The following is a 23,218-nucleotide window of genomic DNA, read 5'->3' as shown; positions in this document are numbered from 1 at the left end:
TGCCCCCACCGAACCCATTCCCCGCCGTTCCATGATAGCCGTTGCTCTGTCCACGGTGGTGGAATGGTATGATTTCACACTCTGTCTCTATTTTGCGCCGACCCTGGCGCGAGTGTTTTTCGGGGCTGGTGGCGAAAGTCTGGGCAAAACGCTCGCGGGATTTGCCATCGCTTATCTGATGCGCCCGCTTGGGGCGATCGCCTTCGGTCAGTTCGGTGACAGACGGGGCCGTAAGCCTACCCTGCTCCTATCGATGACGCTGATGACGGTTTCCATGCTGGTATTGGCGCTGCTTCCGACCCACGCCCAGATCGGCGCCAGTGCGGGCTGGTTGCTGATCGTGATGCGCTGCCTCATGGGCTTTAGCGTGGGCGGCGAGTATCCAGCGGTCGTGACCTATTTGTTCGAGACAGCACCCAAACACCGGCGCGGTCTTGTGACGTCCAGCGCGGCAGCCGCGAGCGAAATTGGCGGGCTGCTGGCTGTCGGGCTCTGCGCCTGGCTCACCAACGCGCTGCCGCAGGAAAGCCTTGATAGCTGGGGCTGGCGCATACCGTTCCTTTTTGGTGCCGCCCTGGCTGCCGGGATTTGGCTGGTCCGACAGATGATTCCCGAACCGCCTGCCTTCATATCGGATAGAGGTTTGAATGCCTCAAGCCGTTCGCCGATGGGCGACGCCTTGCTGAACCAGCGCCGGGGCATCGGCATCGGCTTTGCGATATCGGCGATCGGTTCGATTTCCTATTATGTCGGCATTACCTATGTTCCTTCCTTCGTCAGTCTGGTCCAATCGGCGGACGAAGCGGCGGCGCTGGAACTTTCGACCGTTGCGGCGCTCGTTGTCATCCTGGTGACGCCCTGTATCGGATGGTTGTCCGATCGCATTGGCCGCAGGCCGGTTTTACTGGGCTTGTGCGGATTATGCGCCACGCTGTCGGTGCCGATGTTCTCGCTCATTGCCCATGGCGACCGGATGCCCGCCCTGCTCGCCGTCATGTTGCTGGCCGCGCTGGCAGGCGGGGTGAGCGCCGTGGGTGCCGTGGCAACGGCTGAGCAATTTCCCGCGCGCGTCCGCCTCAGCGGCTTGGCGCTGGGTGCAACCACCGCGACGGCTGTGTTCGGCGGTGCCGCCCCCTATGCGGCATATCTGCTTCAGAACTGGTCAAATTCGCCTGCAACACCGGGCGTGATGATTGGCGCGGTCGCTGTCGCGTCCGGTCTGGTACTGGCCAGAACGATGCAGAGCGCGGGAACAACTGCGCCCGCGGCTCGATAGCTGCCGCCCGTCCAGAGTGTCATTCGCAATATGAGGTAAGGATCGGTTCCGTCATCGACTGTCCGACGTCTAGAATTCAGGATGAGGTTCCATGCTCGGCCCGCATTGAGCTGTAACAAGCCGACGGCGGCATTGCACGGCGCGCCTCTGCCGGATGGCCTTTTCTCTCACTATGCTGGCGTCTCCGCCGCGGCGAAAAGACCGACGGTCTGCTCCAGTTTTTGAACCACGCGGGCTTCCAGCTCCGCGGTAAAGCGGGGCAGGGGGATGGCGACAGCAAAGGCGCCGACCGCCATGCCATCGACCAATGCCGCCATACCAAGGCCGCAAATGCCCGGCGTATACTCCTCCCGCGTGCGCCCAACGCCCGTCGTGCGGATCGCTGCCAGTTCCTTTCGCAACGCCTTCTCGTCTGTCACGCTATGGGGCGTGAACGGCTCCAATCGCACTTGTGCGAAATAGGCGTCGATTTCATCGCCGGACAGCGTAGCCAGCAATGCCTTGCCCGCCGCCAGGCTGTGCATGGGAATCCGCGTTCCCACGCTGATCGAATAGCGCAGCGACTGTTCCGCTGTTTCCGTGACAATGGCTTCCAGTTGCCAACCGTCCCGCACAAAGAAAGACGCGGTCTCGTTGGTCTGTGACCGCAAGGATTTGACCAGCGGCCGCACCCTGTCCGCCAGCGACAGGGCCATGCGTGGCGACACGAGCCGGGCCAATGCCGGGCCGGGCAGGTAGCGCCGCCCGACCCGCGCCAGATACTGTCGCTCGACCAGCGTTGCGAGCAGATAGGACAGGCTGCTGACTGGAATGGTAAGGCCCGCCGCAATCTCCTGCGCCACCACGCCTGCCGGCCGCGCGACGACATATTCTATGATGTCGATCGTCCGCATCGCCGATTTGACAGTAGATGGCGTGGTGCCATTCATGGGCAGTTAGCTCCCCTGGAAAGTCAGGCTACCCCGCCGCTCGGCAAAGCGCCATCCCGCCGCGCCCAGGACGAAGCGGTCGTGAAACGATCCGACCTTAGGCGCGCTATCGCCCGTGAACAACAGCATCGCGCTTTCCCCCACCGCCTCGGTCGCGCTCAGCACGTCGATCACGACATTGGAACAAATGTGCCGCGTCACCCGCGCCGGGCGGGCAAGGAACGCTGCCAGGATGGCGTCGCGCCCCTCCACCCAGTCGTCGGGTGCCGTTGGCCGCGCCATCCGTCCGTCCGGCGCGTAGAGGGCCGCCACGCCCTGCCAATCGGCGGCATCGTTCAAATTGGCATAGAGCGCGATCAGCCGCGCGCAATCCGCCTCGATGTCGCGTCGTTCATCCGCCGTCACAGCCGTGCGTCCGCCAGATCCGCGCCCGCGCGCAGCGACCGCAATTTCTTCCACGTCACTGCCGGGTCGATCTTGCCATAGCCAGCAAATGTACCGAACCCGCAATCGGTGCTGCCGATCACCCGATCCTTGCCGACGATCCGCGCAAAGCGCTCGATCCGCTGGGCGATCAGTTCGGGATGCTCGACATAGTTGGAACAGGTGTCGATCAGGCCCGGCGCCAATATCTTGTGATCGGGAATGGTCGCATCGCGCCACACCGTCCATTCATGTTCGTGGCAGGGATTAGCGCCCTCGAACAGGATGGTCGCCGGACGGGCGGCAAGGATGATGTCGATCACCTTCTCCAGCGCAATGTCATGGTCATGCGGGCCTTCATAATTGCCCCAGCAAATATGCATCCGCATCCGTTCCGGCGGAATATTTGCGGTGGCAGCGTTGAGCGCCTCGACATTGGCCGCGGCAATTTTCAGAAATTCTTCTTCACTGGCGTCCTGATAGCCAGTGTGCCGCGACATCGCTAGGTCGGGGCAATCGAGTTGCAGGTCGAAGCCTGCCGCGACGATCGTCTCATATTCCTCCCGCATCGCGTCGGCCAGATCGGCCAGATAGGCTTCGTGGCTTGGATAATGGCGATTGACCTGAAAGGCAGTGATCAGTCCTGGCGAGGCTGCGTTTATGAACGCCCGCACGCCATCCCCATGGGGCGCCAGCGCGGCCTTGAACCGGCGGATATCGTCATGCAGCGGTTCCAGCGTCACCTTGCGCACCGGCCCGATGCAGGACGCGCGGGTAAAATCCTGACTGCCCATGATCGCAGCCAGCTTCTGCCGCAGTTCCGGCAAGGGCGCGAGGTCGGCGGCAGGCCTGCGGTCGGTATGACCGCCAAAACCCGACAATCGCTCGATCATGTAGGTGGAATAGCCAACCTTGCCCAATTCGCCATCGCTCACGATCGATACTCCCGCCTCGATCTGGGCGGTCACGGCTTCGCAAACGGCGGCTTGCACCAATGTGTCGAACGCTGCAGCGTCATAGGGCTCCCCCTTGTCGCGGGCCAGCAGCAGCGGGGTCAGTGCGTCACCACGCGGCAGGCTGCCCACATGGGTGGTGGCAATGGACATAAAGATCCTCCTCCTGTTTGGAGCACCCTGCCACAGTTTCGCGGATATGGATATATCGCGGATATGAAAAAATAGGCGCCGAACATTGTCCGGCGCCCGTCAGGAGGGTTAGGGGAATCAGGCTGCGCTGTCAGCGTTCGCCTTGGCCTTGGACAGGTCATAGGCGCCCAGGCCCGGCTTGTAGCTCTTCTCGTCGATGAACTGGCGGATGCCTTCCTTGCGACCTTCAGTCTTGTCGTGGAAATTGGCTGCTTCCTGCATGCGCACCAGATAATCCTCGGCCTCGTCATAGGTCATGGTGTTGACGCGACGGACTGCATCCTTGGCGAATTTGAGAGCGACCGGATTCTTCGACAGCAGCTTGTCGGCAACCGCGCGGGTGCGGTCTTTGAGCTGGTCGAGCGGCACGCTTTCATTGACCAGTCGCATGGCCGACGCCTGCTTGCCGTCGATCAGGTCGCCGGTCAGCGTCAGCCACATGGCGTCGCGCATCGACAGCAGGTCGACCACCACCTTGGTCACGCCACCGCCGGGCAATATGCCCCAGTTGATTTCGGACAGGCCGAACTGCGCTTCATCCGCGCAGATGGCGAGGTCGCAGGCGAACAGCGGGCCAAAGCCACCGCCAAAGCACCAACCATTGACCATCGCGATGGTCGGCTTCTGGAACCAGCGCAGGCGGCGGAACCAGCCATAGCTTTCGCGCTGCGACTTGCGCACACCGCGCAGGCCATCGGCCTCGGTCTCGCGGAAATATTCCTTCAGGTCCATGCCCGCTGACCAGGCCGTGCCTTCGCCGCTCAACACCAGTACGCCGACATCGTCGCGGAATTCCAGTTCGTCCAGCACTTCCATCATGCGCCGGTTGAGCGTCGGGCTCATCGCGTTGCGCTTGGCGGGGCGGGCGAAATTCACCCAGGCGATCCGGTCCTCAACATGCACCGATACGACGTCTTTTTCGTTTTCCATCATCCTGCTCCCTGGCTGGTCCTGTGAAAGGCGGGCCGGGGGCGGCCTCACCGAATATGTATGCTAGGGATACAATATCGCAGGGAGAATTGGCAAGCGAATTTTATGATCCTGCCTATCGGCCCGCCCGGCGCTGGCTTGACAACGCCGTCGACCCGCTAGATGATAACGATCGTTATTAAATCGTCGACATGAACGGCGGAGCGAGGCGGGATGAACGTGAACGGCAAATTGGCGCTCGTGACCGGGGGCGCATCGGGCCTGGGCGAAGCCTTGGCGCATGCGCTGCGCGACGCAGGAGCGCGGGTCGTCGTGCTCGATCGACATCCGGCTACCCTGACCGGGATCGAATCGATCCCTTGCGACATCACGGACGAAGCGGCGGTAGCGGCTGTCATCTCGGCCATTGTCGATCGCCATGGCCCGATCGCGATATTGGCCAATGTGGCTGGCATCGGCGGCATCGGTTCGATCGCATCGCCCGCTGGTCCGGGGGACATCAGCGCTTTTCGGCGGGTGATCGACGTCAACCTGATCGGCGCGGTTGCCGTCACTGCCCATGTTGCCCATTCCATGATTGCCAATATGCCCGATGGCCCTGATGGCGAACGCGGCATCATCCTCAACGCCTGCTCGATCGCCTCGTTCGAGGGGCAGGAAGGGATGGACGCTTATGGCGCGTCGAAGGCGGCGCTGGCTGCGCTGACGCTGATTTGGGCGCGCGACCTGTCGCGCCATGCGATCCGCTGCGTGGGGATAGCGCCCGGCTTTTTTGCAACGCCGATGACGGCGCCCATGCCCGATGCGCTGGTCGACGAATTGATCGACGGCATGGAATTTCCCCGCCGCGCGGGCACCGCGCAGGAATTTGCCGATGCCGCCATGTTCCTGATCCGCAGTCCGATGATCAACGCTGAAATATTGCGGCTCGACGGTGGTGCGCGCCCGCCGGCCCGCACCCGCTGGACCGCGGCGGCCTGAATTTCTTTCCAGTCACAAGGCACAACAATATGGCCCAACCCCTTTCGCCCTCCGTCATCGCCGCCTTCGCTGCGATCGTTGGCAAGGATAATGTGTTCTTCGATGAAGCGGACCAGCTTGCCTATCAGGACAAGTTCGCCATCGACGATGCCTTGCATCATCCCGCCGGTGCGGTCGCGCCCACCACGGTGGAACAGGTGCAGGCGATTGTCCGCGTCGCGTCGGAACGTGGCCTGTCGCTCTGGCCGATCAGCCGGGGGAAGAATCTGGGCTATGGCGGCTCCGCGCCGCTACTGGCGGGTTCTGTCGTCCTCGACATGAGCCGCATGAAGAAAATCGACTATGACGAGGCGAACGGCACAGTACTGCTGGAACCGGGGGTAGGCTTCTACGATCTTTATGATTTCCTGAAGTCGAGGGGCATGAAACATTGGCTGTCGGTGCCCGGCAACAGCTGGGGATCGGTGGTCGGCAATGCACTTGACCGGGGGGTGGGCTACACGCCCTATGGCGAACATGCCGCGCGCATCTGCGGCATCGAAGCGGTGATGGCCGACGGGCTGGTCGTGCGCACGGGCATGGGCGCACTGGACGGCGCCCCCACTTGGCAACTCTATCGCTTCGGCTTTGGTCCAAGCTGGGATCAGATGTTCGTCCAGTCCAATTTCGGCATCGTGACCAAAATGGGCCTGTGGCTGATGCCTGCGCCGGAATCGCTGATGGGCATGGATCTGGAATTTGACCGGCCAGAGGATTTGGGACCGCTTATCGATGCGATCGCGCCATTGCGACGCGAAGGGCTGTTGCAGCAGTCGCCCACCATCGGCAACTGGCTGCGCGCAGCCGCTGTGTTGACGACGCGCGATCAGTGGACCGACAAGCCCGGCGCTCTGGGCGATGACGTGATTGCCGCTATTCGCAAGAAATTCAATGTCGGCTGGTGGGGCGTGAGCCTGCGCCTTTATGGTCGCGAGTCGGTGAACAAGGCGGCCTATGCCGTGCTGGAACAGGCGATGTCCGCGCTCAAGCCCATGGCGATGCGCCCGACAAGCTGGAAGACGGGCGAGCCGATGGAGGCGAGCGGTTGGACCGGCACGCCGCTGACCATGCCGATGCAAAATGCCAATTGGCATGGCGGACGCGGCGGCCATGTCGGCTTCTCGCCCATCCTGCCGCAATCGGGCGCAGCGGCGATGGCGCAGTTTCAGCGCACCTATGCCCGCTACAAGGAATATGGCATGGATTATCAGGCCAGCTTCGCCTTTGGCGAACGCCATCTCATCAACGTCAATGCTGTGCTGATCAACAAGGATGATCCTGCCTTGATGGGCAGGGTCGATCCCTTCCTCAAACAGTTGATCGCTGACGCCAAGGCGCAGGGCTATGGCGAATATCGCACCCATCTCGACTATATGGATGCGGTCGCTGCCACCTATGATTTCAACAAGGGGTCGCTTTGGCAGATCAACCGCAAGGTCAAGGACGCACTTGATCCCAACGGCGTGATCGCGCCGGGCAAGAGCGGCATCTGGCCCACGCGGAAAGCAGGAGGGCGGGCATGATGCGGCGCGGATGGATGACTTTGGCGGCATCCGCCATGGTGCTGGCCGGGGCGGCGTGCGGCCGCGCGAATGAAAGCGCGGCGCCACCGGCAGAAGCGTCCAAGGGGCCACCACCGCTGCCCGCGCCGGAAACCGTCTCCTCCCGGCCCAAGGCAGGACCGGGCGAGCGGCTCTATCTGGAAAAATGCGCAATGTGTCACGGCCCAGGCGGCATGGGAACAGGCCTGCTTGCCCGCCGGACGGATCAACCACTGCTGGAAAAGCGCACGGACCTGACCGTCGATTATGTCGTGCAGGCGGCGCGCATGGGCATTGGCAACATGCCCGCCATTCCGCGTGGTGAAGTGAGCGACGCCGACATGAACCTGATCGCCAGGCATCTGGCACGCGCCGGGGAGGGGGGACAATGACGATCGTGACAAGACGCGACTTTCTGGCGAGCGCGGCGGTTGCTTCCGCGCTCGCTGGTTCTGGCGGCGCTATGGCTGCGCGAACTGGCGGGCCGCTGCTGCTGCATGATTCCGGCCTTGGCGCAGGACATCGGTTCGCCGTGCGGGCGGCGGCGCTGGGCGGCACATCGCTTGCGCTGGAGGGCGACCGCGTCCGCCAATTGCGCGGCCTGCTGGTCAGCGAGCCGGCATCGATCTTCGGCGTCACCCGGCGTAGCGATGAACTGCTGATCGGCGAAATCGCGGCAGAGGCAGGCTATCGCCGCATCGCGCTGGTCCTGCATCGCCCCGTCGGCGTCATGGTGCCGATCTGCGCGCCCGATGGCGCGACCATCGGCACGCTGGCGCGGCTTGCGGGCGCCCGTTGGCCCGAAGCCTTTGCCGAACTGGCGCTGGGCGGTGTGGAGAAATGCGCCGTCGTCCCGGCTACGGGGATGGCGGAACCGGCGCTCAGCTGGGTGCTGATCCGGTCCCGCTAAATCCTTAGCGCTTGATGATGAGCGAGTCGGGGCGCTTGCGCGGCACCCACTCGCCCCGGCCAGGAAATTTGCTCAGCACCGCGCCGTCCCAAAGGCGCACGGTACGACGATGGAAACGCCACTCGCCATCATCGCCCTTGACCGCATGATCGTCATACCAGCCTGCAAAGCGCAGCAGATAGGGCGGCTCGCCTTCACATTCCGTCACGAAAGCGAAGGACCGCATCATGCAACTGCCATCCGCCTGCGGCATATATTGAATTTGGCTCACATGATGCTGGCGACCGGGGAAGCCTGGCGCATTGCGATAATGTTCGGCAATCCCCCGAATCCCGTCATGCCCTTCCCAGATGTCGGGATCGTCAAACACTTCCTCCACCATCCGCGCATCGGGCGTGAAGCAGGCGACCAGCGCATCGACATCGCCGGTATCCAGCGCCCAGCTATAAGCGGCGATCAAATCCTGCAGGGCGATCCGGTCTTCGATGGGCAGGCTTGGCATGATGGTCACTCTCCTGTTTTCACTCTCTTGACGCAACAATAACATTCGTTACTATCATGCGCAACCGTCGATAAGAAAGACAGATGAGGGGCTGCATGGGAAAGATCATTATTTCAGGGGCTTCCGGCGCATTTGGCCGCGCCGCCGCGGCGCTGTTGCTGGACAAGGTCGCTCCGCAAGACGTCATCCTGCTATCGCGCACTCCTGCTAGGTTAGCCGACTTTGCCGCCAGGGGCGCTGACGTCCGCTTCGCCGATTTCGATGATCCCGCGACCCTTCCCGCCGCCATGGCTGGGGGCGAACGGATGCTTTTGATCAGCACTGCTCGCGTCGGCACGCGGGTCGGCCAGCATCGTAACGCGGTGGAGGCAGCGGTCGCGCAGGGCGTGCGCCATATCGTCTACACCTCGATCATCGCCGCAGACGAACCGGGCAATCCCGCCATCGTCAAATATGATCACCGCGCGACCGAAGAGATTATCGAGGCGTCGGGCGCTGCCTGGACCCATTTGCGCGACAGCCAATATGCCGAGGCGGTTGCCGCGGCGATGGTCATTCCCGCGTTGATGGCCGGGACGAAACCGGACAATTGCGCCGATGGTGCGGTGGCCTTTGTCAGCCGCGACGATTGTGTCGCCACCGCCGTTGGCGTGCTGACTCAGCCGGGCCATGAGAATAAGGCCTACACGCTGACCGGCCCGGATCTCATTACCATTCCGCAGGCCATGGCCATGGCCAGCGACATGGCCGGCAAGCCGATCATCGTCGAACCAGTCGATGACGATGGCATGTTCGCCTATTTCGATTCTCTGGGCATTCCCCGTCACGCGTCGGACATCATGCCTGATGGACCAATCCCCTGGTCGAGCGATGACATGGTCACCTTTGGCCAGTCGATCCGCGAAGGCTATTTTGCCCAGGCGACCGATTGCGTCGAACGGATCACGGGTCGCAAACCCAAATCGCTGCGCGAGGTCATGCTGGCGCACAAGGCAAGCTGGCCGCTGTGAGAGGCGCGCTATTTGCCCTGCTGATGCTGGCGGGATGCGCGAGCGGGGGCAGCAAAGGCGGTGCGGGTGACGACTGGCCCTTTACCGGCGGCGATGTCGGCGGCAGCCATTTTTCCCGCCTGACCGATATCGATGCTAGCAATGTCGCGCGGTTGGGCCTGGCCTGGTCGCATGACCTTGGTACCAACCGGGTGCAGGAAGCCACGCCGGTCGTGGTCGACGGCATCATGTACACCAGCGGCAATCTCGGCCGGGTCTATGCGCTGGATGCTGCAACGGGAGCGTCGCTCTGGACCTTCGAGCCGGAGGTCGACATGCAGGCCAACCGTTCGGCCTGCTGTGATCAGGCCAATCGCGGCGTTGCCGTCGCCGATGGCAAGGTTATGGTCGGCGCGCTCGACGGAAAGCTCTACGCGCTCGATGCCAAGACCGGCGCGATCGTCTGGAAGGTCGATACGATCATAGATCATACGCGCGGCTATACCAGCACAGGCGCGCCAGAGGTTGCGGGCGACCTTCTCATCATTGGCAATGCAGGCGCGGAATATGACACGCGCGGCTATGTTACTGCCTATCGCATCGCTGATGGCAAACAGGCATGGCGCTTCTTCACCGTGCCCCACGATCCCAAAGCCGGTCCGCAGGAAAATCCCGCACTCGATGCCGCGCTCAAGACCTGGGACAAGGACAGCCGTTGGGACATTGGCGGCGGCGGCACTGTATGGGACGCGATCAACTACGACCCCGCCTTCGACACTGTCTATATCGGTGTCGGCAATGGTGGACCCTATTCGATAAAGACCCGCTCGCCCAAGGGTGGAACAAATCTCTACCTCTCGTCCATCGTCGCGCTGGATCGCAAGACGGGGACGGTCAAATGGCATTATCAGGAAACGCCGGGCGACAGCTGGGACTTTACCGCGACCCAGCCGATGGTGCTGGCCGATGTCGAGGTGGACGGAAAGGTCCGCCCCGCCATCCTCCATTCGCCCAAAAATGGCTATCTGTTCGTGATCGATCGGGAAACCGGCAAGCCGCTGCGGATCAATGCTCTGGTACGCGCCAACTGGACCAGGGGCTTCGACAAGGATGGCGTTGCGCAGATGACGCCCGGCAATGTCGACTTTTGGAACGGTCCGCGCATCGTCTATCCAGCCTCGGCTGGCGCGCGCAACTGGTACCCCGCAGCCTATGATCCGACGCGCAAACTCTATTTCGCGCATGTGCTGGACATGGGCAATCTCATGTTCGGGCCGCCACCCGGCACGCCTGAACAGGCCCGCCGCGCGAGGGCGCTCAATGTCCAGACCACGCTGATCTTCACGCCGATGTTGCAACAGGTGCTGCCGACGCTACCGCCGGCGGTTCGCGATCAGGTCGAAAAGCTGCCGGAAATGCAATGGGTCAAGGACAAGCCCTATAGTTCCGAACTGCGCGCCATCGACCCGTTGACCGGCAAGGCAAAATGGACTGTTCCGACCCAGGGGTGGCAGGACCGGATGGGAACGCTCGCCACCGCGTCGGGACTGGTCTTTCACGGGACGATCGGCGGCAAGCTGATGGTCAGGGATGCCGATACTGGCAGGCTGCTCAAGGAAATCGATACCGGCAGTTCGATTATGGCCGCGCCGATGACCTACCGGGTCAAGGGCGTGCAATATGTCGCTGTCGCAACCGGCTTTGGCGGTGGCGGCTGGGGCTATGTGCCCGACTATGCCGCGGCCTATCGCTTTGGCAATGCCAACCGCCTGTTGGTGTTCAAACTGGACGGCGGACCGGTGAAGAAGCCCGATCCGCTGCCGCCGCTGGAGGTCGCAGCTGCGCCCCCGGCGCAGAAGCCCGGCGTTACTGCGGCCATGATCGCGCGGGGGCAGGGCCTCTTCTTCCAGAATTGCGCCATCTGTCACAGCAACCAGTTGCGCTCGACCGCGCCGGACCTGCGCCGGATGCAGCCTGCGACCCATGATGTATTCGGCGCGATCGTGCGCGATGGTCTGTTGCTGCCGGGCGGAATGCCGCGCTGGGACGATATTCTGTCGACGCAGGACGTGGATGCGATCCATGCCTGGCTGATCGCCGAGCAGGGCGCGCTGCGTGACCGGGAAATGAAACTCAAGGCGGCGGGCAAGCCGCTCGATGCACCCAGCATCGCCGTCATGTCCAATTTTTAGGATCATACATGGAACAGAGCGATATCATCGTGGTGGGCGGCGGATCTGCCGGGGCTGCGATGACCGGGCGGCTGGCGGAAGCCGGGCTGGCCGTCACCCTTATAGAAGCGGGCAAGACCGACCGGCATATGCGTTCGCGCGTCCCTGCGCTGACCAGTTCGATCGTCCAGAATCCGGACTATGACTGGTGTTATCAGGTCGAACCGGATCCGTCGCTGGGCGGACGGGCCGACATCTGGCCGGCTGGGAAACTGCTGGGCGGGGGAAGCGCACTCAACGGCATGATGTTCATTCGCGGTCACCGCTGGGATTATGACCGGTGGGCGGCGTTGGGTGCCGATGGCTGGGACTATGCGTCCGTGCTGCCCTATTTTCGGCGGATGGAGGATAATGAACGCGGTGCGGATGCGTGGCGCGGGACCGGCGGACCGATCGCCGTGTCGGAAGGGCGCGCGCGCTATCCGATCACTGACCAGTGGATTGCGGCTGCGCAACAGGCTGGCATCGCCCGCTCGACGGACCTGAACGGCGAAAGCGCCGAGGGGGTCGATTATGTCCAGGTGTCCCAGCGCAACGGCACCCGCTGCTCTTCGGCACGCGGCTATCTGCATGAACGGCGTGGTGGCAAGACGCCGACGATCCTGCTGGAGGCGCAACTGCTTCGGCTGCTGATCGAGGATAATCGCGCGGTCGGCATCGTCTATCGTCAGGATGGCGTCGAAAAGACATTGCGTGCGCGCCATGGCGTCATATTGTCGGCCGGGGCGATGAACACGCCGCGCCTGCTGATGCTGTCGGGCATCGGCCCGGCCGATCATCTGGCGGAGATGGGCATAGACCTGGTGCGCGACCTGCCGGGTGTCGGCCGCAATTTGCAGGATCATGTCGGCACCCATGTCGTCAATGAAGTCGATGGCGCGACGCTGAACAGCGACGCACAGGGGTTGCGCGGCGCGTGGCAGGTGCTGCGCTATGCGCTGGCGAAGCGCGGCGCGCTGACCACGGCGATTGGCCACGCGCAGGCCTTCGTCAAAAGCCGGGCGGATTTGCCTGTGCCCAATCTCCAGATCAGCTTTGCCGCCTTCGCCTTCGATTTTGATGAGCGGGGTCGGTTGATGCTGCGCAAAAATCCTTCCGTCTCGACGCTGGTGGGGCTGATGCGGCCCAGCCATCGCGGGCGGATCACGCTGCGTTCGCCCGATCCGTTGGCGCCCCCCGTCATCGCGCATCGGCAACTCGACAGTGAACTGGACATAGAACAGATCGTCGAAGGCATCGTCATCGCCCGCGATATTTTGCGCCAGTCCGCGATCGCGCCCCATGTGAAAAGCGAACTGCGACCGGGCGCGGCGCTGGCCGGGACGGAGCAACTGCGCGACTATGTCAAGATGGCGTCCATCCCGCTCTATCACCCCGTCGGGACCGCGCGGATCGGTCGTCGGGACGATCCCGCTGCGGTGGTCGATCAGGATTTGCGCGTCATTGGTGTGGAGGGGCTGTGGGTCGCCGATGCTTCGGTGATGCCGTCGCTGCCGGCGGGTAACACCAATGCGACGGCAATCATGATCGGCGACAAGGGGGCCGATCATGTCCTCAAGACGCTACGTCGCAACATGAAGCCACCAGGATGATGGTTGCCCCGGCATACATTCTGCGCTTGCAATAATAGTAACGAATGTTAGTATGTGCGTCAGGAGAGAATAAGGAACCCAGGGCGATGCCAAACTATCCCCAGACCATCCATTTCGTCGGACTGAATACGCCCGTGGGCATCGAATGGTCCGCCCGCAATCTGGACGTCATCGGGACGATCCCCGCGGAAATTGACGGCGCCTTCTTCCGCGCCGTGCCGGACCCTGCCCATCCGCCGATGTTTGACGATGACATCGTGCTGTCGGGCGATGGAATGGTCGCGAAATTCGCGATCCATGATGGCAAGGTCGATTATGCGATCCGCTATGTCGAAACCGAACGATACCGGCTGGAAAAGGATGCGCGGCGCGCCCTGTTCGGCCAGTATCGCAATCCCTTTACCGATGACGCCAGCGTGGCGGGTCGCGATCGCACCGTGGCGAACACCACCCCGGTCTGGCACGGCGGTCGGTTGCTGATGACCAAGGAGGACGGCCTGGGCTATCAGGTCGATCCCGACACGCTGGAGACGCTGGGCCGCTTTGACTATTATGGTGCGCTCAAATCCCAGACCTTCACGGCCCATCCGCGCGTCGACCCGGAAACCGGGGAAATGTTCTTCTTCGGCTATGAAGCCGATGGTCTGTGTTCGACCAAAATTTCCTATGCGATCGCTGATCGCGACGGGAAACTGATCAGTGAACAATGGTTCGATCAGCCCTATTGCTCGACCATCCACGATTTCGCGATCACCGAACATTACGCCATTTTCCCGATCTTCCCCACCACGGCCGATCTCGACCGCTTGAAAGCGGGCGGCGCGCACTGGGCGCACCAGCAGGATCTGGAAAGCTGGGTCGGCATCATGCCGCGTTATGGCAAGGTGGAGGAGATGCGCTGGTTCAAGGGACGCAATGGCGTCTCTGCCTTCCATCTTGTGAACGCCTATGAGGAGGATGGTTTCGTCCATCTCGATCTCTGCCTGTCGGACACCAATGCCTTCGGCTTCATGCGCGAGGCGGGTGGCATCCAGCGCGACCAGCGGGATATACAGGGCGGGTTGACCCGCTGGACCTTCGACCTGTCGAAGGAGGGCGACATGTTCGAGGAGCGTCTGGTTGGTCCGCCCGGCGACATGCCACGGCTGCGCGACGCGGATCAGGGAAGGCCTTATCGGGCGGCCTGGTATCTGTCGATGAACCCGCAAGGCGGGCCACCTTTGCCCGGCGGACCTGTAGGGGTTGCGTTCAACGCGCTGTTGCGGATCGAACCAGGCAATGGTCGTATCGACATGATGGGGCTGGAGCCGGGCATGGCGATCAGCGAACCGGTCCATGTGCCATCGACGCAGGATGAACATGAAGGCTGGCTGTTGATGGTCGTCGACCGGCAGGCGGGCGAGGCGGATTTCAAGTCCGAACTTTGGGTGGTGGAGGCTGGCGCAATTGCGGCCGGGCCGATCGCTCGCGTGCCCATGCCCATGCCGATGCGCGCGCAGGTTCATGGCGCATGGGTATCGGCCCGGCAATTGGCGAATGCGCGCCAGAATGTGGACAGTGAAGCCGCGTGACGGCTTGACAAATCGTAACGATCGTTATTTATTGAAGAGGAGGGGGTGGGCCTTATCCGTCGCCCCCTCCAAAAATACTGTCAGAGCAGAACAGTCGGGCAGGCAGGATCAGAGGACGGCAGGAAGGGCAGACGCATAAGCGTCGCCTGGACCGGCATCGCCTATGGGCGGTCCGGTGATCCTCCCCCTTTGCCTTGCTGACTGACAATAGGGAGGAAAATAATGTCACATATCTGGAAGTCTGCATTTCGCAGCAATGCCGCCTGCATTGCGATGATGGCCGCGATGGCCGCTGGTCCCGCTTTGGCCCAGGACGCATCCGCGCCGGAACAGGCGGCCGATCAGTCGAACCAGTCCGCCGACATCATTGTCACTGCCCAGTTTCGCCAGCAGAATTTGCAGGACACGCCGATCGCGATCACTGCGGTGTCCAGCGAAACCCTTGCCGCGCGCAGCCAGACCAGCGTCACCGACCTTGGCCAGTTCGCCCCCAACGTGGCTCTGGCCCCGGCAACCAGCCTTCAGGGTAATTCGGTCGCGGCCTTCATCCGTGGCGTAGGCCAGCTGGATTCCAGCTTCGCGCTGGAGCCGGGCGTGGGCATCTATATCGACGATATTTATTATGGCACGACCTATGGTGCGGTGATGGACCTGACCGATCTGGAGCGGGTCGAAGTGCTGCGCGGCCCGCAGGGAACGCTGGCTGGCAAGAACAGCGTCGGCGGTGCGGTCAAGCTGTTCAGCAAGAAGCCCGACGCAACAGCGGGCGGCTTCATCGAAGCGACCTATGGCAGCTATGACCGGCTGGAACTGCGCGGCAGCGCCAACATCCCGTTGAGCGATAGCCTGTTCCTGCGCGTGTCGGGCGTGTCGAAAAATGTCGACGGCTATATGAAACTGCTGGACTATGGCTGCGTCAATCCCGCGTCGGGCATCGCGCCCACCGGCACCAATGACAAGGGGTGCCAGGTCGGCACCGAAGGCGGCATCGACGTCATGGCCCTGCGCGCCGCGCTGCGCTTTGCGCCGGTCGGCTCGCCGCTGGAAGTCAACATCGTTGCCGACGTGTCGAAGGATAATAGCGAAGCGGTCGCGACCAAATTGCTCTATGCCAACAACCCGCTGGTGCGCAGCTATGTGCCGGGCAATCCTACGGCCGGCATTCCGTTCGACAGCCGCTTCATCACTGCGTCGAAGAGCTACACCTCCTACGCCAATTATGCGACCGGCGGCAATTACACGACCGTGTTCGGCATCCCGACCCAGGTCGCACCCGGTGGCTTCTCCGCCAGCCCGACCAGTTCGGTCAAAAGCTGGGGCATTGCCGGGACGATCGACTATGATCTGTCCGACATGCTCAAGCTCAAATCGATCACCGGCTATCGCAAGGCGGACGGCACCAGCGCGATCGACGTGGATGGCTCGCCGCTCGCCATATTGCTGCAGCAGTTCAACTACAGCCATGAACAATTCACGCAGGAACTGCGCCTGAGCGCCAATTTCAACGATGCGGTCGACCTGACCGTGGGCGGCTTCTATTACAAGGCGACCGATCTTCTGTCGGGGCGCAGCGCCATCCCGACGCTCCTGTTCGATTTTCTGGTGGATGACGTGGTCAAGAACCGCAGTGCATCGGCCTTTGCCCATGCCGAATTCCATGTCACCGATGCGTTCAACGTGATCGCGGGCCTGCGCTACACTGACGACAAGAAAACCTATAATTATTCGCGCCGGAATATTGACGGCAGTCTGCCCAGCGGCGCCTTCTTCACGCCCAACTTCCTGCTGGCCGGTCTTGACGGACTGTCGGGCACGTTCAAGGGCGATCGCCTCGATTACCGTCTGGGCGTGAATTATCGCTGGAACGACCAGTTGATGACCTATGCGCAGGTGTCGACCGGCTTCAAGGGCGGCGGCATCAACCCGCGTCCTTCAGCCCCCGACCAGGTGCAGACTTTCGGCCCGGAAAAGCTGACGACCTATGAAGCCGGTTTCAAGGCAGACCTGATGGGTCGGATGCTACGGTTGAACGGCGCTGTGTTCCTCAATGATTACAAGGATATGCAGCTGGTCCGCTATCAGTGCCCGGAAAGCGTCGTATTCTCCTGCTCGGTCCCGTCCAACGCGGGCGACGCGCGCGTCCTTGGCTGGGAACTGGAAGCTTCGCTTCGTCCCACTGACGGCCTGTCGATCGATGCGTCCGCGGGTTATCTCGACTTTGACTATAAGAAGATCACCAATCCCGCGACGCTGGTGACGAAGAATATGATCGCGCCGTTCATCAGCAAATGGCAATTGTCGGCGGGCATCCAGTATGAAGCGGATCTGGCCGGATCGGGCACGCTGACACCGCGTATCGACTGGTCCTGGCGCTCCAACTATTTTTACAATGCCATCAACAATGCCTTCAATCAGATCAACCCGCCGCATCTCGTCAATGCGCGCCTGACCTATCAGGGGCCGGACAAGGACTGGTCGCTCAGCCTTGGGGTCACCAATCTGCTCGATAGCTATTATTATGCTGGCAAGGCGGAAAATGTCGGCAGCTTCGGCGTCGTTTCCGGCGTGGTCGGTCGGCCGCGCGAATGGATGATCACCGCGAAAAAGAGCTTCTGACACAGGCATCAAAAATGGCCGGTCGCCGGACAAGGCGACTGGCCATTGCCGTGCATGACAGGCCGATGCCGCGATGGCTTTGGTCGGGCAGGGCGGCAGGATATGCTGCTACCGGCCCCATGAATGCGATTTACGATGGCGCTTTGCGATCGACAGAGACTTGTGCCGCCCTGCTTGGCTGGATAGGCTGACGCCATGCCCGCCTTGCGCTTCTCCCTGCATGCTCGCCTGGTCGCATTGCTGTGCATTGCGCTGCTGGCCCTGTTTGCGGGCATGGGCCTTTCGCGGATGATCGATAAGGTGCAGCATGCGCCCGGCGCGGCCCAGGCCCATGGGCATCTCCTGTTAAGCGCTCTGACTGTGGAAGAGGCGCATGACGCCGACCATGATGTCAATGGCGAACAGGATGAAGGGCAGTCCGATCGCTTGCCCGACAGCCATCACCATCATGGCGATAGCGGGTCCGGTATCATCCTGCTCACGCAGGCAGGACTCGCTGCGCCCTCGTCGCGCTTTGCGCCGCCTGCCATGATGATTGATCAGGTGGAGCCGGACTCCGCCTTTCAGGGGCAAGAGCGCCCACCCAGGCTGTTCGCTTTCCGCGTCTGAGCCTGCGGCCGCCATGCGGCGCGGGTTGATCCACGTCGCATAGCGAAAGCCTGTTTCATGTCTCCATATTTCAGGGCGCGCGCTGTTCCGCGCCTGACCATCATGCTGCTTGCCAGCGCTCTCTTTCCCGCTCCGCCATTGGCAGCGCAGGGGTTGACGCTTGCCGATGCGCTGTCGCGCGTGGCGCAGGCCGATCCCGGCGTTGCCGTGACTGCCGCCCAACATGACGCGGCGAGCGCCGCCATAAAGCAGGCGGAGGTCCGGCCCCAGGATGTCGTCACGGTCGACCTGGAGGATCTGGCCCGCACGGATCCCTACACGCCGATCGCCAGCACCCAGACGACTGCCTGGTATGAGCGGACCTGGGAACGTGGTGGCAAGCGGGAGGCGCGGATCGGCGCGGCGCGGCTGAACCGCGATGTGACCGAGCAACGCGGCCGCCTGCGCCAGCTCGACATATTGGCACAGGCGCAGACCGCCTGGGTGGAGGCGCTGGCGGCGGAAGCCGAAATCCCTGTCGCGCTGGAACGGCTGACGCTCGCCCAACGACTGGAGCGGGAAGTGGCGCGCAGGGTCGCGCGCGCGCTCGATCCCCTGTTCGCGCTGGAACGCGCCCGCACCGCCGTGGCACAGGCCCGCATCGCCCATGAACAGGCGATTGAGGCTGCCCGGATTGCGCGCATGTCGCTGGCCGCATGGTGGGGCGCGCAGGGCGACGTGGAGATCGATAGCAGCAGCTTTTCCCGCCTGGCACCCGATCCGGCCGCCGACGCACAGCCCATAGATGTCGCACTGCTCGATGCAGAGCGTGATGCGGCGGCGGCGCGCGCGCGGCTGGCGGAGGCGAACAGCGCTGCCGATCCGGTCCTGCGCGCGGGGCTGCGCCATTATGGGCAGGGCAATGATGTCAGCATCGTGGTCGGCGGCTCCATCCCGCTTGGCGGTCGGCGCGCCCAGCGCGGCAATGTCGAGCAGGCGCAAGCCGAACGTCGTGTCGCCGAAGCCGAAATTGCGGTGCTGCGGGTGCAGGCGACGCGCGACATAAACCGGCTGCTGGCGCAGCGCGCGACGATCGTGCGCGAAATCAACAAGATCGACAATGTGGTTCTGCCCAGCGCCGAACGCGCGGTCGTGCTGGTGCGCGACGGCTATAATCGCGGCGGCACCGCTTTCACTTTCCTGGAAGTCACGCAGGCACAGGAGGCGATGATCAATGTCTATGATCGCCGCATCGCCCTGCTCAAATCCTACCATCTCGACGGCGCGCGGCTCGATCGGCTGACCGGTCGCCATGCATCCCTTCTTGCCAGCGCGGAGAATCGCTGATGTCCCCCTTGTTGAAATTTGCGGCCCTGCTGCTCGCCCCCACCTGGCTTGCCGGGTGTAGCGAAACCCCGCCCTCGCACGATCATGAAGAGCATGGCGCGGAAGAGGCCGAGGAAGAGCGCGGTCCCCATCGCGGTCGGATGCTGCGCGACGGCAATTTCGCGGTTGAAATCACCATCTTTGAAGATGGCGCCGAACCCGAATTCCATGTCTACGCCTATCGTGACGACAAGCCGGTCAGGCCGCAAGATGTTCAACTGAGTGTCGAACTGACCAGGCTGGGCGGCAAGATCGATCGATTTGCCTTCTCCCCGCAGGATGATTTTCTGCGTGGTCGCGGGGCTGTGAAAGAACCGCATAGTTTCGATGTAAAGGTCATGGCTGCCGAAGCTGGCCGGACGCATAAATGGAGCTATGCGTCCTATGAAGGCCGAACCACCATCGCCGCGGACGCTGCGCGGGCGGGCGGGGTGCGGTCCGAACGGGCAGGGCCAGCCTCGATCGCCGAATTGATCGACTTGTCGGGCCGCATTGAAATCACGCCTGAAGGCAAGGCCGACGTCCGCGCCCGACTGCCTGGGCAGATCATGTCGATGAACGGCGAACTGGGCCAGACTGTGCGGCGGGGCCAGGCACTGCTGCGCGTCGAATCCAGCCATTCGCTCCAGACCTATGCCGTCACTGCGCCGATCAACGGCATCATCGTGGAAAAAAATGCCAATATTGGGGACATGACCGGGGACCGGGCGCTGTTCGTGATTGCCGATCCGGCCAAGCTGCATGCCGAATTTTTCGTCTATCCGCGCGATGCTGAAAGGGTGCGGGTAGGGCAGAAGGTCGCGCTACGCAGTCTGTCGGGTGCGGCCCGGCTGACCGGCGCAGTGGAAGCGATATTGCCGACCGCAGACCTGGCCAGCCAGACCTTGCTCGCCCATGTCCATCTGCCCGAATCCGCAGCCGATCAGTTCCGCCCCGGCATGGGAGTGGAAGGCGCCTTCGCCGTTGCCGAAACGCAGGCGAAGCTGGCGGTGCGGACCAAGGCGATCCAGCGCTTCCGCGATTTTGATGTCGTCTATGCCAAGGTCGGCAACAGCTATGAAGTACGCATGCTCGAACTGGGCCGCAGGACGCCGGAATGGACAGAAGTGCTGGACGGGCTGGAGCCCGGCACCGAATATGTCACTGATGGCGCTTTCCTGATCCGCGCCGACATCGACAAGTCGGGAGCCAGCCATGACCATTGAGGCCATCGCCGCCGGCCAGCCCCCGCTGCTCGAACGTATCGTCACCACCTCCATCCGCTTGCGCTGGGCGGTGTTGGCAGCCGTGCTTGTGCTTTGCGCACTTGGCATATGGAGCTTTCAGCGGCTGCCGATCGACGCGACGCCGGACATCACTAATGTCCAGGTGCAGATCAACAGCGAAGCCGTCGGCTTTTCGCCGCTGGAGGCGGAACAGCGGGTCACCTTTCCGATCGAAACGGCGATCGCGGGCCTGCCGGGGCTGGACTATACACGCTCCATCTCCCGCTACGGCCTGTCGCAGGTCACTGCCGTCTTTGCCGATGGCACCGACATTTATTTCGCGCGCCAGCTGATCAACGAACGGTTGCAGACCGCGCGATCGCAATTGCCGCCCGGCGTCGAACCGGAAATGGGGCCGATCGCGACCGGCCTTGGCGAAATTTTCATGTACACGCTGGAGGCCAGACCGGGCGCGCGCAAGGCGGACGGCACGCCCTATAATGCGGAGGATTTGCGCACCTTGCAGGATTGGGTGATCCGCCCGCAATTGCGCAACACGCCGGGCGTCACTGAAGTCAACAGCATTGGCGGCTATGAACGGCAATATCATGTCACCCCGTTGCCGGACCGGATGGCGGCCTATGGGCTTGCGCTCGATGATGTGGTCGAGGCGCTAGGCCGCAACAATGCCAATGTCGGCGCAGGCTATGTCGAACGCTATGGCGAGCAATATCTGGTCCGGGTGCCGGGGCAGGCGGGGGGCGTTGAAGACCTCAAATCCATCATCGTCACCAATCGCGGCGGCGTGCCGATCCGCATCAATGACGTCGCCGATGTCGGGATGGGTCAGGAATTGCGTACCGGTGCCGCCACAGAAAACGGGCAGGAAGTCGTGCTGGGCACAGTCGTCATGCTGGCGGGCGAGAATAGCCGCGTGGTCGCGCGCGCAGCGGCGGAGCGACTGAAGCAGGCCGCCAAGGCGCTGCCCGCCGGGGTTGAGGCGGTCGCGATCTACGACCGGACCGATCTGGTCGAACGGGCAGTCTGGACGGTCGAGAAAAACCTGCTCGAAGGCGCGTTGCTCGTCATCGTCGTGTTGTTCCTGCTGCTCGGCAATGTCCGCGCCGCTCTCATCACCGCGGCCGTCATTCCCATTGCGATGCTGATGACCATCACGGGCATGGTGCAGGCGGGGGTGTCGGGCAATCTCATGAGCCTTGGCGCGCTCGATTTCGGTTTGATCGTCGATGGTGCGGTGATCATCGTGGAAAATTGCCTGCGCCGCTATGGCGAGGCGCAGCACGGCCTTGGCCGCCTGCTCGACCGCGACGAGCGCTTCGCGCTGGCCGCCTCTGCCACGTCGGAAGTGATCCGCCCATCGCTGTTCGGCGTCCTCATCATCGCATTGGTCTATGTTCCCATTTTCGCGCTTACCGGGGTAGAGGGCAAGATGTTCCATCCCATGGCGATCACCGTCGTCATGGCGTTGACAGCCGCGCTTATCCTCTCGCTCAGCTTTGTGCCCGCTGCCATCGCCCTGTTCGTCACCGGCAAGGTCGAAGAGAAGGAAAGCCGCCTGATGCTCTGGGCGCGTCGCATCTATGAACCCGCGCTGGAACGGGCGTTGCAATTGCGCAAAGCCATTGTCGTACTCGCTGTCGGTCTGGTGCTGCTGGCAGGCTTTGCTGCAAGCCGGATGGGATCGGAATTCGTCCCCAATCTGGATGAGGGCGATATTGCCATGCACGCCCTGCGCATCCCCGGCACCAGTCTGACCCAGGCGATCGGGATGCAGAAAGCGGTTGAATCCCGGCTCAAGCGTTTTCCTGAAGTCGAGCGCGTCGTGGCCAAGATCGGTACGGCGGAGGTCGCGACCGATCCGATGCCGCCATCGGTCGCTGACACGTTCATCATGCTCAAGGACCGCAAGGACTGGCCCGACCCGCGCAAGCCGCGCACTCGGCTGGTCGCTGAAATGCAGGAAGCGGTCGAGCAGATACCGGGCAATAATTATGAATTCACCCAGCCCATCCAGATGCGCTTCAACGAGCTTTTGTCGGGGGTCCGCGCCGATGTCGCGATCAAGATATTTGGCGACGATCTCGACGAATTGCTCCGCATCGGACAATCGGTCGAGGAGGTCGTCAGCCAGATAGACGGCGCGGCGGATGTCGGTGTCGAGCAGGTGACTGGCCTGCCGGTGCTGCAGATCACGCCCGATCGCGCCGCTCTGGCGCGCCTGGGCCTCAATGTTGGTGACGTTCAGAATGTTGTCGCCATTTCCATCGGCGGCAAGGAAGCGGGCGAGATGTTTGAGGGCGACCGCCGCTTTCCGGTGATTGTCCGCTTGCCCGAAGAGATCCG

Annotated in this window: 19 protein-coding genes (1 of these 19 running past the window's edge); 14 read left to right on the top strand and 5 right to left on the bottom strand. The window is 62.7% G+C overall.

What is annotated here, in order from left to right; translation table 11 throughout:
• Positions 1 to 31: 31 nt before the first annotated feature.
• Positions 32 to 1,276, top strand: a complete 1,245-nt coding sequence (locus tag AC07X9_RS19320; protein WP_019054645.1) for an MFS transporter — start codon at positions 32 to 34, stop codon at positions 1,274 to 1,276.
• A gap of 170 nt (positions 1,277 to 1,446) precedes the next feature.
• Here AC07X9_RS19320 and AC07X9_RS19315 read toward each other — a convergent pair whose 3' ends face one another.
• The 4 genes from AC07X9_RS19315 to AC07X9_RS19300 all read right to left on the bottom strand — a co-directional run bounded on the left by AC07X9_RS19315 (position 1,447) and on the right by AC07X9_RS19300 (position 4,706).
• Positions 1,447 to 2,205 (bottom strand): IclR family transcriptional regulator, encoded by a 759-nt coding sequence (locus AC07X9_RS19315; protein ID WP_019054646.1) that lies wholly within the window; start codon positions 2,203 to 2,205, stop codon positions 1,447 to 1,449.
• A gap of 6 nt (positions 2,206 to 2,211) precedes the next feature.
• Positions 2,212 to 2,610, bottom strand: a complete 399-nt coding sequence (locus tag AC07X9_RS19310; RefSeq protein ID WP_241763587.1) for a nuclear transport factor 2 family protein — start codon at positions 2,608 to 2,610, stop codon at positions 2,212 to 2,214.
• Entirely contained in the window at positions 2,607 to 3,734 is a 1,128-nt protein-coding gene (locus tag AC07X9_RS19305) for a cobalamin-independent methionine synthase II family protein (RefSeq protein WP_017181829.1), read from the bottom strand. The genes AC07X9_RS19310 and AC07X9_RS19305 overlap by 4 nt, the downstream gene beginning before the upstream one ends.
• Before the next feature lie 117 nt (positions 3,735 to 3,851).
• Positions 3,852 to 4,706 carry a p-hydroxycinnamoyl CoA hydratase/lyase gene (locus tag AC07X9_RS19300; protein ID WP_017181828.1) on the bottom strand — a complete coding sequence of 285 codons (855 nt, stop codon included), beginning with the start codon at positions 4,704 to 4,706 and terminating at the stop codon, positions 3,852 to 3,854.
• 210 nt (positions 4,707 to 4,916) lie between these two features.
• Here AC07X9_RS19300 and AC07X9_RS19295 point away from each other — a divergent pair, with 210 nt between their 5' ends.
• From AC07X9_RS19295 to AC07X9_RS19280, 4 genes are read left to right on the top strand one after another with little or no spacing between them, the layout of a single operon-like run.
• Positions 4,917 to 5,684 carry an SDR family NAD(P)-dependent oxidoreductase gene (locus AC07X9_RS19295; RefSeq protein WP_017181826.1) on the top strand — a complete coding sequence of 256 codons (768 nt, stop codon included), beginning with the start codon at positions 4,917 to 4,919 and terminating at the stop codon, positions 5,682 to 5,684.
• A 29-nt stretch (positions 5,685 to 5,713) separates the two neighbouring features.
• Complete coding sequence (locus tag AC07X9_RS19290) at positions 5,714 to 7,246, top strand: FAD-binding oxidoreductase (protein ID WP_017183570.1); 1,533 nt, start codon at positions 5,714 to 5,716, stop codon at positions 7,244 to 7,246.
• The gene (locus AC07X9_RS19285) at positions 7,243 to 7,656 is read left to right on the top strand and encodes a c-type cytochrome (RefSeq protein WP_017183569.1); all 414 of its coding nucleotides are present in this window, start codon (positions 7,243 to 7,245) and stop codon (positions 7,654 to 7,656) included. Before AC07X9_RS19290 ends, AC07X9_RS19285 begins: the two co-directional genes overlap by 4 nt.
• A complete protein-coding gene (locus AC07X9_RS19280; RefSeq protein ID WP_017183568.1) occupies positions 7,653 to 8,174 on the top strand; it encodes a hypothetical protein in 522 nt (173 codons plus the stop codon). The genes AC07X9_RS19285 and AC07X9_RS19280 overlap by 4 nt, the downstream gene beginning before the upstream one ends.
• Positions 8,175 to 8,178: 4 nt before the next feature.
• Here AC07X9_RS19280 and AC07X9_RS19275 read toward each other — a convergent pair whose 3' ends face one another.
• Positions 8,179 to 8,676, bottom strand: a complete 498-nt coding sequence (locus AC07X9_RS19275) for a nuclear transport factor 2 family protein (RefSeq protein WP_017183567.1) — start codon at positions 8,674 to 8,676, stop codon at positions 8,179 to 8,181.
• Between the two features lie 95 nt (positions 8,677 to 8,771).
• Between AC07X9_RS19275 and AC07X9_RS19270 the strand changes: the two genes are divergently transcribed.
• The 9 genes from AC07X9_RS19270 to AC07X9_RS19230 form a co-directional block, all read left to right on the top strand.
• Entirely contained in the window at positions 8,772 to 9,686 is a 915-nt protein-coding gene (locus AC07X9_RS19270) for an NAD(P)H-binding protein (RefSeq protein ID WP_017183566.1), read from the top strand.
• Positions 9,683 to 11,857 (top strand): PQQ-dependent dehydrogenase, methanol/ethanol family, encoded by a 2,175-nt coding sequence (locus AC07X9_RS19265; protein ID WP_017183565.1) that lies wholly within the window; start codon positions 9,683 to 9,685, stop codon positions 11,855 to 11,857. Before AC07X9_RS19270 ends, AC07X9_RS19265 begins: the two co-directional genes overlap by 4 nt.
• Positions 11,858 to 11,865: 8 nt before the next feature.
• Entirely contained in the window at positions 11,866 to 13,488 is a 1,623-nt protein-coding gene (locus tag AC07X9_RS19260) for a GMC family oxidoreductase (RefSeq protein WP_086486119.1), read from the top strand.
• 86 nt (positions 13,489 to 13,574) lie between these two features.
• The gene (nov2, locus tag AC07X9_RS19255; RefSeq protein ID WP_017183563.1) at positions 13,575 to 15,059 is read left to right on the top strand and encodes a lignostilbene-alpha,beta-dioxygenase NOV2; all 1,485 of its coding nucleotides are present in this window, start codon (positions 13,575 to 13,577) and stop codon (positions 15,057 to 15,059) included.
• Between the two features lie 222 nt (positions 15,060 to 15,281).
• Positions 15,282 to 17,675 (top strand): TonB-dependent receptor, encoded by a 2,394-nt coding sequence (locus tag AC07X9_RS19250; protein ID WP_086486120.1) that lies wholly within the window; start codon positions 15,282 to 15,284, stop codon positions 17,673 to 17,675.
• 195 nt (positions 17,676 to 17,870) lie between these two features.
• Positions 17,871 to 18,284, top strand: a complete 414-nt coding sequence (locus tag AC07X9_RS19245) for a hypothetical protein (RefSeq protein ID WP_017183562.1) — start codon at positions 17,871 to 17,873, stop codon at positions 18,282 to 18,284.
• A gap of 57 nt (positions 18,285 to 18,341) precedes the next feature.
• Positions 18,342 to 19,610 (top strand): TolC family protein, encoded by a 1,269-nt coding sequence (locus AC07X9_RS19240; protein WP_017183561.1) that lies wholly within the window; start codon positions 18,342 to 18,344, stop codon positions 19,608 to 19,610.
• Positions 19,610 to 20,854, top strand: coding sequence for an efflux RND transporter periplasmic adaptor subunit (locus AC07X9_RS19235; protein WP_017183560.1), 1,245 nt, complete (start codon positions 19,610 to 19,612; stop codon positions 20,852 to 20,854). The genes AC07X9_RS19240 and AC07X9_RS19235 overlap by 1 nt, the downstream gene beginning before the upstream one ends.
• A protein-coding gene (locus AC07X9_RS19230; RefSeq protein WP_017183559.1) for an efflux RND transporter permease subunit crosses the window boundary here: on the top strand, positions 20,844 to 23,218 show its 5' portion. It continues 784 nt past the right edge of the window; only the first 2,375 of its 3,159 coding nucleotides appear in the window; its start codon is at positions 20,844 to 20,846; its stop codon lies beyond the right edge, outside the window. Before AC07X9_RS19235 ends, AC07X9_RS19230 begins: the two co-directional genes overlap by 11 nt.

It is taken from the genome of Sphingobium sp. GW456-12-10-14-TSB1 (assembly GCF_059424385.1).
This window is presented reverse-complemented; position numbering and strand designations above follow the sequence as displayed.